Source organism: Paenibacillus sp. sgz302114, from assembly GCF_056120345.1.
Genome location: NZ_JBVYOI010000002.1, coordinates 575,520 through 590,418, shown reverse-complemented (window position 1 = coordinate 590,418; position 14,899 = coordinate 575,520). Strand labels below are relative to the sequence as shown.

The following is a 14,899-nucleotide window of genomic DNA, read 5'->3' as shown; positions in this document are numbered from 1 at the left end:
CTCTCCACCCATCTATTAGGATTTACATAGCATTAGACTGCGGCTGCGCAAGGAAAGTTGCGAAAACAAATAAGGCTGCCAAGCGGCAGCCTTAAGGTTACAGTTATTTGATGAAACCAATGCTAATGATCTCAAACTCGCTGACAGAGACAGTGGCAGTACCGTCGCCGTCTCCGCTGCCCAGACGCGCATCAGAAGCATCCTCGAGGATGTTGCTCGGATATAGCTCGCGATGCGTTGGGGAGCTGACGGTCAGCTCGGCTGGCTGGCCGGACAGGTTGTACCAGCGAGCGATCCAGTCGCCGCGGTCTTCGCCCACCTTGAGGCTGGAGAGCGCGAGGCCGGATGCACCCGTCGTGCTCCAGCTTAGCAGGCTGTGCTCGGCAGGAAGGCTGCCGCTATGCACGCCAGTTTGGCTGACGGTGAACGGCACCTGGAAGCCGTATGCTTGCTGGTATGCCGCGAAGCGATTGACTTCGCTCTCGCCCTCGCCGCCATGCGGAATGATCATCCACTCCGCTTCGTTGTCGCCGAGGCATTGCGCATCCGGAGTCGTGAACACTCCCCAGTCGCCAAGCTCGCCAACGGAGCGAAGCATCGTGACTGCAATTGTGCTTCTGCCATCACGCAGCACTTCGTATTCATTGAGACCTTTGTTCGCAATAGTCAACCCGCGGCCGGCATGATGCACATCGACAAAAGCGCTCTGGTGCTGGCAGTTGCTCGGGTTCTGCCATTCCACTTCCGGCTGCGCCTGGCGTTCTGCGACTTCGAAGATCGAGTCCGCGAAGTGGCTGGAAGCCGTAACATCAGACGGGAAGAGGACGCGCAGGCGCTGATCCTTCGCCGGATTGCTAATGCGCGCATGCACGCGTACGCCTGCCTCGGAACGGTTCAAGCTGACGCGCGTGACAATGGTCATCGGCACAAGCTTGCTCGAACGCTGCGCTTGCCGGTGGAGGAACGGAATCATCGTTGCAATTTCCGTCTGAAGCCGCTCATCGGCACTCTCTGGAACTTCGAACGTATGCGTAATTTCAAATGCTGCGCGGTATGGCGTATCTTCGACCTGTACGATTGAAGCCGCAAGTCCCTGCGTCGTAATCGCTTGATCTCCATTCGGCTGCTTGAAAATATATTCGTTGCCAATATCCCCAACGTTCTCGTAGTAGCCGAGGCCAGTGAAGGTTTGACCCGTGCGCTTATCAAGCAGCGTCAAGCTGCCGTCCGCTTCGATTGCGACACGCAGCGAAGCATTCTCCAACGTGTTCGGCTGTGTAATGAGCGAAGCGTCCCTACCAGCCGCGCCAGCCGTACCAGCTGCATCTTCCCCAGGTACCCATGCAAAAGTTGAATAGCCCATCGCAGGAAGCTTCGCCGCTTCGAACGTCACCTCGATAACGCGGGCAAAATACGGCTGTCTGAACCGGTCGCTCGGCAGATCATAGTTAAAGCGAACGCCTTTATCGACAACCGTGCAGTCGATCCGCTCACCAGTATGGTTTACGAGATAGCCGACCGCTGTCGATTGCTCCGCGACGAATGCAGCAGTCGCATCTGGTGTCTCGCCTGGCTTGGAGTTGAAGTAGCGGCGGCCAAGCTCAAGCTCCACCGTCACGACGCCAGAACCGCTATAGCCGCTCGTGCTGTAGACAACGAATGGCGCAGCTTCCGCGCTGATCGAGGCGAAGCCCGATGTATCGATCTGCTCGCTTAGATGAGCGGCGCTGTCCGCGATGACCGATGCGGCTACGCCTTTGCTCTTCTCGAAGCGAGTCTTCATCTCGTGGTACACTTCATCAACGCTGCAGCCGCAGATGCTGTCATGCGGATGGTTCTGCATGAGCGTTCTCCAAGCATAGTTCAATAATCCATGCGGGTACGGACGTCCCGCCGAATGGGCGAATGCCGCGAGTGGCTCAGCGACCTTCTCCAGCATCGTCTGATTCTGCTGATTGAGCTGCTTAATATATACGCGCGCAGAAGCAGTGTTCACTAGCGTGAACCAGCCGTCTGTCCGTTGGCCGCGCAGCTCGCCGCGAATCGTACTGAGCGATTCTGGCAGGGAAGCCTGTACAGCCTTCATATAGTCATCATAATTGGAATGAATGAATTCGTGATCCGGGTACAGCTCGCGGGCTGTCCGCAGTGCAGCAGACAGATTCGCTTGCGGAGGCTGATGATCGCAGCCGTTCATGAGCAAGAGATGCGGCGTTGAAGCAAACTTCGACGCATTCGCAATGGCATTGTCCCAGAATCTGCGCGCCGCTTGCGGCTCCTCTGGAATTTCCATGCCGTTGTGATACCAGTTGGCGAATAGAATGCCGAGCACTCGCGAGCCATTCGGCGACTCCCAGTACATCTCGGAATAAGGAGACTCGAGGTCCATTGCTTCCGCTACACTGTTGTTGAAGCCGGTCGCTTTCACGCCGCGTCCGAATACGGCTGTCGTAATGCCAGCTTGCTCGAGCAGCTGTGCCGCTTGCCCCATGTTTCCGAATGAGTCGGGGAAATAGCCGAGCTTCGATACCGGCCCGAATGCCCGTGCATCCCGATGCCCGATCTGCATGTTCCGCACATTCGCTTCACTGCTAGTCAGAAACTCATCTTGCAGGATGTACCATGGTCCAGCGGATAAGCGGCCTTCCTGCACGAGTTGAACCAGCTTTTCCCGCTTCTCGGGATAGACCTGCAAATAGTCGTCGAGCACAATCGTCTGACCGTCGAGGTAGAAGCTCTTAAACTCCGGATCGTTATCCATAATGTCGAGCAGCTGATCCATCGTCTGAATAAGCTTGGCATGATGCGCCTCGTAAGGCATATACCATTCCCGGTCCCAGTGGGTATGCGAGATGACATGAATGACCGCTTTTGGCGTTGTCATAGTGGGTGGTGACCTCCTAAATTTGCGATTAAAGTATATTTTAATAATAACGAAGTCCGATTTTCTTGTAAATTAAAATATATACAAAAAAGCCCGCGACCTGATGGTTACGGGTGGAAGCGAAGTGTTTAACTTATGGTTAGTGGGTGGTCTTGGTATTGTCGACAGAGCATGTATCAACTGGTTAGCGGATGGTCCGGGATTGACGGCGGTGAGCTAGTCGATTGTCTGGCGATCAGCTTCGTGCTGAGCACGAGCTTGTTGTTGTTGCTGTCTTGTCCGCGCTCTGGGGCTAATACGAGCTTCGCGGCTTCGCGGCCGATGCTGTAGAAATCCTGCTCGATCGTCGTTAGCGGCACTTCCAGATGCTCGGTGAAGGAGAGATTGTCGAAGCCGGTAATGGACAGCTGCTCCGGTACGGCGACGCCCGCTTGCAGCGCGGCTTTCAATAGCCTCGTGGCGGTATAGTCGTTCACGACAACGGCAGCCGTTGGCGCCGGATCAAGCGAGAGCAGCTTGGACAGCATGAACTCGCCTTCTTGCGCCGGCTCTGCGAGCAGCTCCTTGTATTCGGTGGCGGAGCGAATCTCATCAATATTGATGAGCCACTCCGGCATAGGCGGAATGCCGGCTTCGATAAGCGCGTTGCAATAGCCTTTGTACCGGTCGCTGACGGACACGGCTTCCCTCCACGATTGGCAGACAAAGGCAATCCGGGTATGGCCGAGCTTAATGAGATGCGAAGCGAGATTATAGCCCGCTTCCACGTTGTTGGAGATGACGAGCGGCGCATCCAGTCCTTCGATGTTGCGGTCGATGAGGGCGAAAGGGATGCCTTCAATGGTGAGGCTGCTGAATACGTCGATGTTCTTGTAGCTGGACACGGGATAAACGATAATGCCGCTCACGTGGTCCTTGGTCAGCCTCTGGATAATGCTGCGCTCGACGCTGTCATCGTATTTGGAATTATGAAAGGTGACGTATAACCCTTGCTTCGCGCATTCTTCCTCAACCCCGCGAAAAATCTCATAGCCTACTGTTTCGCTAAAAGGCATAACGAGCGAGATCACAGGCATAGCGTGGTGAGGAGAAGGAGCGGCAAGATCCGATGCGAGCGTAGCCCCAGATCGGGATTCCGCTTGTGTAAATTGCGGAGGCTCCGGCCGCTCGGTGACGAACGTGCCTGCTTTCTTAATCCGCTTAATGAGGCCGTTTGTCTCCAGCTGGCGCATGGCATTGGTTACCGTAATGGCACTGACGCTGAACTGCTCAGCGATCTCGGGTCCAGTCGGCAGCTTATCTCCTGCGTGCAGCTGCCCGGTTCCGATCTGATCTGTATAGTAATCGATAATGATTTGATAGCGAGGTTTACGTTCGCTCAAGGGTGCTCCTCCAACTTCGTGCCGATGCATTAATATATATTTTAATTAGTATAAGGCAAGGTCGGCGAAATGCACAATAGCGGGCAAGATGTGGGGAAAAAGCAAAAACGCAGTAACCTCTCGGTTATCTGCGTCTCGTTCTGCTCGTATGATTAAACATTAAGCTTCATCTACAATAATGGTGCCCTTCATTTCGCGATGTCCGGAGCCGCACATAACGGAGCAATGGAACTCGAAGGTGCCGGCGTTCGCCGCATCGAATTCGGCGCTGCCGTTGCCTTGGATGTTTACGCTGTAGTCGGGAATTGTGAAGCCGTGGCCGCCATCATCGCTTGCAAGCGTGATCTTCACATGCTCGCCTTTCTTGACGTGAATTTCCTTCTGATCGTACTCGAAATCTTTAGCCCCGAGCTTAATCTCGTGCGTTTTGCCCGATGACGCGTTGTCTGCCTCTTTTGTAGTGCTGGTTGAGTTGTTCGTGGTGGTGGTATTAGATGTTGTATTGCTGCTGCCTGAGTTCGTGTTGTCCGAATTACTGCTTCCGCAAGCGCTGGCAATGGCTGCTGTAACGATGAGCGCCAAGATCAGTATCCCTGTTTTTGCTTTCACGATTATATCACTCCCCCAAAGGTTGGCTACATTTTCCATTCTAGCAGAGCTACATTAAAATAGTATGAAAGGAACGATTCTATCTGTGGAGAATTTATTTAGAGGAGATAGAGGAGATAGAGGAGATAAAGGAGGGAACTGGCGATGCCGATAGGCCGCACGACGAGGTTGCTGACAGACACGGGTAGGAAGAATCCTTTTGACAGTGATGGTGGGGCGAGACGGATCATGGTCAGTATCTATTACCCTTCTGCGAAAGTGGATCCCGTGGTGCCGCTGCCTGTTTATCCGCAATTGTTCGAGCCCGGCCAAGCGGCAGCGCTCGCTTTTTTGCGCAGCAATGGCGTAGATCCGGCGTATATCGCTTCCTTGCAAACAGACATTTATAACGATGCTTTATTGGCGGATGCCGATCTTGCTGCTCCGTCTTTCCCGGTCGTAATTTTATCGCCGGCCTTCGGTATTGAGCGCGATATGTACTCCTTCGCGGTACGGAAGCTGGTGCGGAGCGGCTTCGTTGTGTTGACCGTCGGCGCCACCTATGAATCGGTGTTTACGGTATTCCCGGACGGAGAGAAGATTGCGCAGCTTCCTTCCTTAACGAATCTTCAATTGACGGATTGGCAGAGCTGGAACTCGCTGCTGGAGGTGCGCGTACAGGATCTTGCTTTTGTGTTAAATCAGCTAGTGGTGATGAACGAACAAGACGCGCTTCTGCGAAACCGGTTGAATCTCCAGCAGGTGGGTATAGCAGGGCATTCGCTTGGCGGGGCTGCCGTATATCATGTTCTGGGTAGAAGCACTTCTGTAAAAGCAGCTATTTTGCTCGATCCAAGCCTTCATATGCTCGGTTCCGTCCGCAAGCAGGTTCAAATACCAGTGATGCTCATGCGCCAAAATGCATCCACCTATGAAATGCTGCTCAGCAGCGGTTGGTCGGAATCGCTTGCAAGCGAGACGATAGCAGGACAGCGGCAGCTTGCCGATGTGCTGACGGGCTATCGATGCTTCGTGCGCGTGCATGGCGCGAATCATCTCTCGTTCAGCGACGTGCCTCTATTTATGTCGGACGCGAGCATCGCGGAGAAGCATAAGCTGATCGGTGCTGCGATCGCGGACTTCATGAAGGAGCATGTCTGCGGCGCGGCAGGGCAGCATACGAACCGGGTTCGATCGTATGCGGGACTTAGTGTTATTCAGAGTGACGGGCATTCGGCAAGCTAGGAGCTTTGGGGAAGGATTCGCGGATGGAAAGGAATGCCGTTCTGTTCTACAAATACGCATCTATCCCCTTCCTCTATGAGCGGCTGAACATATCCTATAGTGAAAGAGTAGGGGGTGGTCATGCTGGCTAACCAATTTCTGGACATGCGGTTGTCGGTTCACTCGAATACGAGCGGCGGCGATACGGAGCTGACGAATACGCCGCTGCTGATCGGCGACATCGGTCTGCAAACCGCAGGAACAGCTTCAGTTAACGTGAACAATGTTCGCGTATTATTGACGGGAACGGTCTCCGTTTCCAAGTTTTATGATCCCGATGTCATCGAGGCAACAGAAGAAGCTATCCTCGCCTCGAGAACGCGCTTGCATTAAAGCTCTCAGGGCCGATACGCGTACATCCTTCGGACGAAAATATGAAGAGCGAGTAGACAAGCTCATGCGAAGCGGGAAAAGGAACGTTGTAATCGGAAGCGGTCAGATGGAGAACCTTCACGCCGGACTCGGCTCGACTGTACTCTTAGCGAGTGTAGCCGATAATCGGATCAGTTGGCAGTAATCCTCTGCTGGCGCCGATGGCAACGACCTTGTCATCCGGCAGCTTCTCGGGAATATCAATGGCGGCTATGCCGGACAGCTGGACGCGGATAATGCCGGATGCGCCGGTGACGTTTAGACCGACAACACCGATCATTGTTGGTGTATCAGCAAGCAGCTCGATGTTGATCGAGTTGCCATTTGAAGCATTTTGCGAGGTGCGGGTCGTCTAGTAATTTGCTCAGGGGACATCCTCTGAGAAAATATGGATACTGGTTACATTTATGTATCCCATTAACAAAACATACATATGCGGAAAACATCCTCTTAATAGAAGCGCATTAAGATAAACCCGTATCTATTAATAGGAGGTCATGAAATGAAACGGATTGGCAAAGGTATGAAAAGAGCGATTGCGGTAACAGCGGTAGCTGCAGTTGCAATTACGAGTAGTGTCGCTGCACAAACATCAACGCCTGCGAATGCTGCATCCTCGCAAACGAAGAACGTCATTCTATTCGTCGGAGACGGTATGGGTACGGCACAGCGTGATGCGATTCGCCTTGCAACAGTCGGCGAGAAGGGCAAGCTGGCTATGGATGCCATGCCCTATGTCGGTCTATTGCACACGAGTTCTACAGTTCCGGTTACGGATTCTGCAGCGGCTGCGACTGCTTTTGCAAGCGGCGTGAAGACGTATAACGGTGCAATTGGCATGGACGAGAACAAGAAGTCTGTAAAGACGATTATGGAATATGCGAAAGACGCTGGTAAATCGACTGGTGTCGTGACGACGAGCCAAGTAACGGATGCGACAGGCGCAGCTTTTGGCGCGCATGTTGAGAACCGTGCGTTGCAAAGCGATATCGCGCTGCAGTATCTCACGAAGAGCAAGATCGACGTTATCCTCGGCGGCGGCGAAGACTTCTGGTACCCTGCAGGCGAGCCGGGCAAGTTCAAGGACGAGCCGGCTGAAGATCCATCCGAGAAGAGCAAAGGTACGCAGGGCAATCTCGTGAATAAAGCAAAGCAGCTCGGCTACAGTTTCGTGTCGAACAAGACGGATCTGGCAAAAGCAAAAGGCGGCAAGCTGCTCGGCCTCTTCTCGAATGAAGAAATGTTCCAGCAGCGTCCAGAGGGCAAAGGCGACATCTACAATCCAGTCGTTTCACTGCCTGCTATGACGAAGAAAGCAATTGATACGCTGTCGGCGAATAAGAAAGGCTTCTTCCTGATGGTTGAAGAAGAGGGCACAGACGAGTTCGCGCACAGCAACAATGCGAAGATGACGATCAAGGCAGGCCAGCAGCTGGACAGCGCGGTTCAAGTAGCGAAGGATTACGCGAAGAAGAACCCGGACACGCTCGTGCTTGTCCTTGCTGACCATGAAACAGGCGGCTTCTCCATCGAAGAGGTAAGCGCGGATGACGAGAGCGGCGACGGCATATCGAAGGAAGACGGTCCATTCGCAATCGCGAACTCGAAGCTGAACTTCGTTGTCGACTGGACAACGTCCGGCCACACGGCGGTTGACGTGCCGGTAACTGCAACAGGCAAGAACGCAGAGCTGTTCTCGGGCGTGTATGAGAACACGGAGATTTTCACGAAGCTGATGCAATCGCTAGGGTTTAAGAAATAAGTATTGTGTGAGGTGAGGTGAGGAGAGGAGAGGCGGGATCAGCTGGAAACAGCTGAACCTAGCTGAATCTAGCTGAACCGGGCCGAGCGTAGCTTGAACCGAGCCCGATCCGATCCGGGTCGAGCGGAGAGGGGCTCGAGCCGATCTGAACCGATCTGAACTGATCCGAACCGATCTGAACCGAACCGATCTGAACCGAGCCGAGCCCAGCCGAACTCAGCTCAGCCCATGCTCCCAATATGATGCCCCCATCCCTCGCTAATTGGCGGTGGTGGGGGTTTTTGTTGTGTTGACCGAGGTGGAGGAAAGGCGGATGACTGGGAGATCCGAGAGGCAGGGAGGCGTTCCCGCGGAGAATTGGTGGGGAGCGGTTGGAATCGTGGAAAGATGGAATGAGAAACGCCAGACCGCCCAAAGAGAGTCCCGTAGGTATCTACATTGGTGGAGTAGCGTCCGGAACGCCGAAAGAGAGTACTGTAGGTATCTACATTTGTGAGCGAGTAATTGTTCTAGTGGACTACATTGGCGGAAATCCGTAGCAATGGGAGGAAGAAGGGTACCCCATACCCTACATCACGGGAATTCTGAGGAAAAGAGAGAAAGAGGAGTACCCAGTACCCTACATCACGGGAAATCTGCGGAAAAGGAAGCAAGAAGGGTACCCAGTACCCTATATCGTAGGAAATCCAGCGAAATGAGGGAAAGAAGCTGGTCTGGTGGACCACATTGGCGGAAAACCGCCGCAACGTGGGAAAGAAGCTGGTCTTGTGGACCACATTGGCGGAAAACCGCCGCAATGAGAGAAAGAAGCTGGTTTGGTGGACCACATTGGCGGAAAACCGCCGCAACGTGGGAAGGAAGCTGGTCTGGTGGACCACATTGGCGGAAAACCGCCGCAACGTGGGAAAGAAGCTGGTCTGGTGGACTACATTGGCGGAAAACCGCCGCAACGTGGGAAAGAAGCTGGTCTAGTGGACTACATTGTCGGAAATCCGGTGGGATGAGTGAAAGAGGCTGGTCTAGTGGACCACATGAGCGGAAAACCGCCGCAATGGTTGCAAGAAGCTGGTCTACAGGACTACATTAACGGAAATCCGCCGCAATTTGGGAAAGTAGCTGGTTTGATAGAAACCGGCTCGGTGATCCCCTCGCAGCCAACACAAAAAAGCGAACCACGGAGCAATCGTCCATGGTTCGCTATTTCCTATGCTCGCTTACTTCGATCTAAGGAACGCGTTTAATTGCTTTTGCTTCTCTTTGAGCACTTTATCGAGTCCGTTTGCGACTTCTTTCTTCTGGAATTCTTTCGCTTTCGAAGGGTCGATTGAGCCTGTTTCCAGTCCGGCAATATATTTGCTGCGGACGGTAACGAGAGCGGCTACTTGCGATTTCACCGGCTGAGCGTTGAAGGTAAAGCCAAGCGCCGGCGATAGCTTCGCGCCTTTGTTGAACGCTTTAAATTGAGCCCATTTGTCTGGAGCTTCCGTATTCCAAACATAGTTCAAGAACTGGTTGCCAAACATCCATGTCGCGCCTGGATTGTAGTTCGCTGCGTCCGGACCAGGTTTAATGATTTCGTTAGTTACTTTCTTGTAATGCGTGCCTTCGATCCCGAAGTTAAGCAGATTGTTTAAGTATTTGTCAGAGTGGAGCAAGTTGATGAACATCATCGCACGTGCTGGATTTTTGGACGTAGAGGAAATGCCGAGCATCGAACCCGCTGTTTCGCCGGTCGATACTGTACGCCCCGTCATATTAATTTGTTTCAGCTTGCCAGCCAAGTTCGCAGCAATGCCGAGCTCGGCATCTTTACCTGGCTTCAGCGATGCGACGATCATAAAGACGTTGCCTTTCTTCAGGGCATCCTGACCGGACAGCTGCGTCGTTGCGGCATCTCTGTTGATATACCCTTTCTTGAAGATGTCGCGGGTGAGCGACAGCTGGTCCATATACTGCTTGTCGTCAAATCTTGTTATGACTCTCGTGCTTGTGCCGTCTTTGCGGATCAATCCTTCGATTGTCGTATCGCCAAGGTAATCCTGCTGCATGAAATAGTGGGAGTTGAAGTTGTCGCCGTCACGCAGGAAGAGCGGTGTCATTCTCGGCATTTTCTTCTTGACCGTCGCTAGAATCGGAACGAGATCATTAACAGATCTGACAGCATTCAGCTGCGTTGTCAGGCCGAGCCGGTCGGCGATATCTTTGCGGTAGATGACGCCGCCTTGCGCAGCCAATTCTTTGTTCGTCGGAATGCCGTAGTTATGGCCATTAACCTTAGAGCCCTTCAGGAAAGCAGGATCAAGGGACCGTGTTATGTCTTTGCCATATTGGGCGATCAAGTTGCCAGCAGGTCCTCTGGAATCGTCGAGCGCCAGAAACACATTTTTAGCTACATCGTTTGCATGACCGTTCCATTGCGCTGTAAAAATAACATCCATCGGCTCGCGGCTTGCTTTGAGCAAGTTCATTTTGCTGTCCCATTGGCCCCAATCGATCGGGATCAAGTCAATCGTCGCATTGATTTTGGACTTTAAATAAGTGTTCATTCTCGCTTCAACTTTAGCCTCATCCTTCGCCGGCGAGCCAGGGTAGTACAAAGTCAGCTTGTATGGCGCTAGTGAACTGCTCGATGCTGCGCTCGCTACCGGTAACGCGGATAAAACTAGGCTAGCCCCTACAATGAGAGAGATGCTTCTTCCCAGCTTTCTTTTTCCTACGAACATGTGGTAGTGCCTCCCTTATAAGTTTAAATGCGATGTATACTCAACCGGATGCAACCGGACCGAGCCGTTCGTAATACCAACAAATACTCGCCTCATTACCCCTTTATCGCTCCGACAGTCAAGCCTTTGATGAAGAAGCGCTGGAAGAAAGGGTAAGCGAACACGATAGGGCCAATACCGACAACAGCCATTGCCATAGTTACCGTTTCTGTGGGCAGCTGGTAATCCGGATTCTGAGCCAAGATCGCCGAGTAAGCCGTCGAGTTGGCGCTTAGGAAGGTAATATCGAGCAGTGCCTGATACATGCGGAATTGGATCGTATAGAGCGTATCTTCATTTATGAAGAGCAAGCTTAGAAACCAATCGTTCCAGTAGTTCAATGTACAGAACAGGCCAACGGTCGCAAGGACAGGCAATGAGAGCGGCAGAACGATCTGGCCGAATATGCGCCACTCGCCTGCACCGTCGATCTTCGCGGATTCCAGAAGCGCAGATGGCACGGAATGAGTGAAGAAGGTACGAATAAGCAGGACGAAGAACGGCTGCACGAACATCGGAATCATGAGCACCCATAAGTTATCCCGCAGATGCAAGCCCTGCGTGTACAGCAAATAGAAGGGAACGAGTCCGCTGTTGAATAGAAGCGTGAAGAACATGATGAAGGAGAATGTTTTGCGATGCGGAAAATCTTGCCTTGATATCGGATAAGCATACAGCGCCATCGTAATAAGCGCGATCAGCGTTCCGCCTAACGTGATGAGGATAGAAACACCATAAGATCTGACAATACTGCCCCAGTCGCTGATCAGGAAGTCGTATGCTGCGGTGCTGAATTTCTCCGGCCATAGCTTATACCCGTCTACCAACACGGAATTCTCGTCCGAGAAAGAGACCGCGACCACGAGAAGGAGAGGCAGTACGCAAAAAATCGTGTAGAGCCAGAAGAAGCCGTTGATTAGAAAGTTTGGAATGCTTCCGATTTCATTCATGTGCTTTTTCCGTTTTGCTGCGGCTGTAGCCATTTCGAGCCCTCCTTAGAACAATGCATCGTCTTTGCTGATCCGACGAATGACCAAATTTGCCAGCAACACTAGCAAGAACCCGACAAGCGCTTGATACAGGCCGGCCGCGGAAGACATGCCAATATCGGCGCTTACAATAAAGCCTTGGTACACGTAGGTATCAATGACGAGCGTCGTATCATAGAGGATGCCCGAATTGCGAGTCACCTGGAAGAACAATCCGAAGTCGGAATAGAAAATGCGGCCGATCTGCAGCAGAGTCAGAATAATCATGACCGGACGAATCAAGGGGAGCGTAATGCTGCGGATTTGACGCCATTTGGATGCGCCGTCTATCGTTGCCGCCTCAAAGTACTCTTGGTCGATTCCGATAATCGCGGCCAGGAAGATCACCGCATAATACCCGATCCATTTCCACGTATTAATGAGAGGTAGAATGATCGGCCACCACTTGGGCTCCGAGTACCAGTCGATCGGCTCGACGCCGAACCAGGGAAGCACGACTCTATTCATGATACCGATGTCCGGGTTCAAGAAAGCGTATACAAGATAGGAGATGACGACCATCGACAGGAAGTAGGGAAGGAACATGACCGTCTGATGAAGCTTCGCCAATCGGCGGTTTCTCATGGCATTAAAGAGGAGAGCGAACGCAACGCCGATAAGCAAATTCAAGAAGATGAAGACAGCGTTGTAAAGCAGCGTATTGCGGGTAATCGTCCAAGCGTCGGTCGTGCTGAACAAGTAGTCGAAGTTGGCAAGTCCAACCCATTTGCTGTCTAGAAAGCTTTGGATGAAACTATCGGCCGTATACTCAATTTGCTTGAAGGCGATCAAAGAGCCGAGCATTGGGATGTAATTGTTTAGCAGCAGGACAAGCAGTGCCGGAGCCATCATGATATAAAATGCCCCAAACCTCTTCCAATAGCCGATGTTTTGTTTGGTTCGCGCTTTCGGCATTGACGTCTTCCTGGTGGATTCCACAGCTTCTATATTAGGCGGCATCCCCATAACCATCCTTTCTTTCTCTTGTACCTTTATTGTAAAGGAGTAGGAAGATAGCCATCTATCTACTGAGGTGACTGACATAGCACTGTGGTGACATTGAGGGGAGACTAGCATGATTGTGAAATTCTAAGAATTTATAAGTTTCACGGTATAAATGAGCTTAGAATTCTCCGGAATGTAACGCGCTGCGCGGCCAAAAGGATGGCGGCAGCCGTTTCACCTTGCTAATGCATAATTTGATGCATTTTGCGATATTCCTGGGGGGATAAGCCTGTCATCTTCTTAAATAGCTTGGCAAAATAGGAGAAATGGACATAGCCGACTTCTTCCGCAATGTTGCTTACTTTATCGTTCGTTTCGATCAAGTACCGTTTCGCGCGCTCGATACGTATTTCCGTAATATAGTCCGATAAGGAGTTTCCTGTCTCTTTGCGATACAGGCGCGATAGATAAGCTGGGTTGCGGTAGACAGAGGCGGCGATGTCGTCCCGGTTCAATTCCGTATGCAAATGTTCATGTATGTACGACTGAACCTTCGCAATGACGGCGGAAGCATCGCGCGGACGCTCCGCGATGGCTTGTCCCATTTTATAGACCATTTTGGCGGCCCATGCCAGCAGCTGGATTGAATTTCGCGGAACTTGATATTCCTTCAACTCACTAACTGTGAAAACATCGTAGATGGAAAAGCCTTTGCGATAAGCGACGCGATACAGCATGCTCATCATGCCATAGTGGAACAGCTCAAGCGCTTCGCGGCTTGCTTGCTCGGTCTGCCACTGCTTCAATGTGTCTTCGAGCACCATGCCCAGCTGTTCATAACCGCCGTTATCGAGCAGCGCTCCCCAATCCGCGAACGAAGGAATTTGAATGCCCGTGCCGGCGGCACTCGTTTCATAGCCGCACGAAGCTGCGTCCTGCACAGACTGTGGGGCGGACACATTGGATCTCTCCAATTGCTGCAGCCGCTCAAGCGAGCTGGCAAGTGCGCCTAAACCAGTGCCCTCCCCCACATAACAGGAAACTCTGCAGTGAAAATAACTTTGGCAGGCCCTCACATATTCACTGCATTTCCGAAGCAAAGCAGCGCGATCAGCGGTTTCGCCTTCGTTCAAATACAGCAGTACCATGTTCAGTTCGTTACGGTCTTGCAGCACTGTGCCCGGCCATTCCCCTAAAATAATCTCCGCAGCCGATTTCCGCAGAGCGTACTCCATGATGCTTTCGTCGCGCGTATCGAGCTCGATATCCCATTGTTCGATGCTGAGCAGAACCGGAAGCACCTTACTGCCTTCGCCAAGCGGAATATCGAAGTAATCGAATTGCCGCTTCAACCGCTCGGGAGTCAGACGTACGCGGCCAGATAGAAGCTCTTGCCAGAAACGCTCCACTAGGATGGGAAGCTGGTTCTTCCATTGCCTGCGGCCTAGTTCGATGATCTCCTCGAATTGCTGCTGTTCTCTTCGCAGCTCGATCTCGACCAAAGCGCGTTTCACGACTTCCTTCAACGCATCGTGATCGACAGGCTTCAAGATGTAGTCGAAGCAGCCGTTATGCAGCGCTTCCTGCGCGTAATCGAATCTCGCATGCCCCGTAAGGAAGATGGTCAGCGTGTGAGGGCGGTTATCCCTTGTCCAGCGAAGCAGCTCCAGTCCGCCGAGGCCGGGCATTTCAATATCAGAGATGATAAGATCCACGGGATGCTCCTCTAGCAGAAGGATCGCCCCGGCTGTATCCTCAGCCTCCATAATCGTGTGGATCGGCAAATCGCTCCAATCGATACCTTGCGTAATGCCTTTCAGCGCGTAGATTTCATCGTCGACGACAAGCATTCTAACCATCCGAGTAGTCCCCTTCCGTTTCGTATAAGCAGG

At 52.4% G+C, this 14,899-nt stretch carries 13 protein-coding genes; 4 read left to right on the top strand and 9 right to left on the bottom strand.

What is annotated here, in order from left to right:
- Positions 1-103 precede the first annotated feature (103 nt).
- From AC0LWF_RS07760 to AC0LWF_RS07750, 3 genes are all read right to left on the bottom strand, one after another.
- A complete protein-coding gene (locus AC0LWF_RS07760; protein WP_474650973.1) occupies positions 104-2,884 on the bottom strand; it encodes an alpha-mannosidase in 2,781 nt (926 codons plus the stop codon).
- A 176-nt stretch (positions 2,885-3,060) separates the two neighbouring features.
- Complete coding sequence (locus AC0LWF_RS07755; protein ID WP_474650972.1) at positions 3,061-4,266, bottom strand: GntR family transcriptional regulator; 1,206 nt, start codon at positions 4,264-4,266, stop codon at positions 3,061-3,063.
- Positions 4,267-4,425: 159 nt separating this feature from the next.
- The gene (locus tag AC0LWF_RS07750; RefSeq protein WP_474650971.1) at positions 4,426-4,875 is read right to left on the bottom strand and encodes a cupredoxin domain-containing protein; all 450 of its coding nucleotides are present in this window, start codon (positions 4,873-4,875) and stop codon (positions 4,426-4,428) included.
- 144 nt (positions 4,876-5,019) lie between these two features.
- On the opposite strand from AC0LWF_RS07750, the gene AC0LWF_RS07745 reads away from it, so the two are divergent.
- Both AC0LWF_RS07745 and AC0LWF_RS07740 read left to right on the top strand, forming a co-directional pair.
- A complete protein-coding gene (locus AC0LWF_RS07745; RefSeq protein WP_474650970.1) occupies positions 5,020-6,099 on the top strand; it encodes an alpha/beta hydrolase family protein in 1,080 nt (359 codons plus the stop codon).
- 120 nt (positions 6,100-6,219) lie between these two features.
- A complete protein-coding gene (locus AC0LWF_RS07740) occupies positions 6,220-6,471 on the top strand; it encodes a hypothetical protein (RefSeq protein WP_474650969.1) in 252 nt (83 codons plus the stop codon).
- 145 nt (positions 6,472-6,616) lie between these two features.
- Here the strand turns inward: AC0LWF_RS07740 and AC0LWF_RS07735 are convergent, their stop codons facing one another.
- Positions 6,617-6,790, bottom strand: a complete 174-nt coding sequence (locus AC0LWF_RS07735; RefSeq protein ID WP_474650968.1) for a hypothetical protein — start codon at positions 6,788-6,790, stop codon at positions 6,617-6,619.
- Positions 6,791-7,012: 222 nt separating this feature from the next.
- Here AC0LWF_RS07735 and AC0LWF_RS07730 point away from each other — a divergent pair, with 222 nt between their 5' ends.
- Positions 7,013-8,272: an alkaline phosphatase gene (locus AC0LWF_RS07730; protein WP_474650967.1), complete on the top strand. Its 1,260-nt coding sequence runs from the start codon at positions 7,013-7,015 to the stop codon at positions 8,270-8,272.
- 58 nt (positions 8,273-8,330) lie between these two features.
- Here AC0LWF_RS07730 and AC0LWF_RS07725 read toward each other — a convergent pair whose 3' ends face one another.
- The gene (locus AC0LWF_RS07725) at positions 8,331-8,510 is read right to left on the bottom strand and encodes a hypothetical protein (RefSeq protein ID WP_474650966.1); all 180 of its coding nucleotides are present in this window, start codon (positions 8,508-8,510) and stop codon (positions 8,331-8,333) included.
- 488 nt (positions 8,511-8,998) lie between these two features.
- Here AC0LWF_RS07725 and AC0LWF_RS07720 point away from each other — a divergent pair, with 488 nt between their 5' ends.
- Positions 8,999-9,244 (top strand): hypothetical protein, encoded by a 246-nt coding sequence (locus tag AC0LWF_RS07720; protein WP_474650965.1) that lies wholly within the window; start codon positions 8,999-9,001, stop codon positions 9,242-9,244.
- Positions 9,245-9,486: 242 nt separating this feature from the next.
- On the opposite strand, the gene AC0LWF_RS07715 is transcribed toward AC0LWF_RS07720, so the two are convergent.
- From AC0LWF_RS07715 to AC0LWF_RS07700, 4 genes are all read right to left on the bottom strand, one after another.
- The gene (locus AC0LWF_RS07715; protein ID WP_474650964.1) at positions 9,487-10,995 is read right to left on the bottom strand and encodes an ABC transporter substrate-binding protein; all 1,509 of its coding nucleotides are present in this window, start codon (positions 10,993-10,995) and stop codon (positions 9,487-9,489) included.
- A gap of 95 nt (positions 10,996-11,090) precedes the next feature.
- A complete protein-coding gene (locus AC0LWF_RS07710) occupies positions 11,091-12,017 on the bottom strand; it encodes a carbohydrate ABC transporter permease (protein ID WP_474650963.1) in 927 nt (308 codons plus the stop codon).
- A gap of 12 nt (positions 12,018-12,029) precedes the next feature.
- Complete coding sequence (locus AC0LWF_RS07705; RefSeq protein ID WP_474650962.1) at positions 12,030-12,977, bottom strand: ABC transporter permease; 948 nt, start codon at positions 12,975-12,977, stop codon at positions 12,030-12,032.
- Positions 12,978-13,249: 272 nt separating this feature from the next.
- On the bottom strand, positions 13,250-14,866 hold the full coding sequence (locus tag AC0LWF_RS07700; RefSeq protein ID WP_474650961.1) for a response regulator transcription factor: 1,617 nt from the start codon (positions 14,864-14,866) through the stop codon (positions 13,250-13,252).
- Positions 14,867-14,899 lie beyond the last annotated feature (33 nt).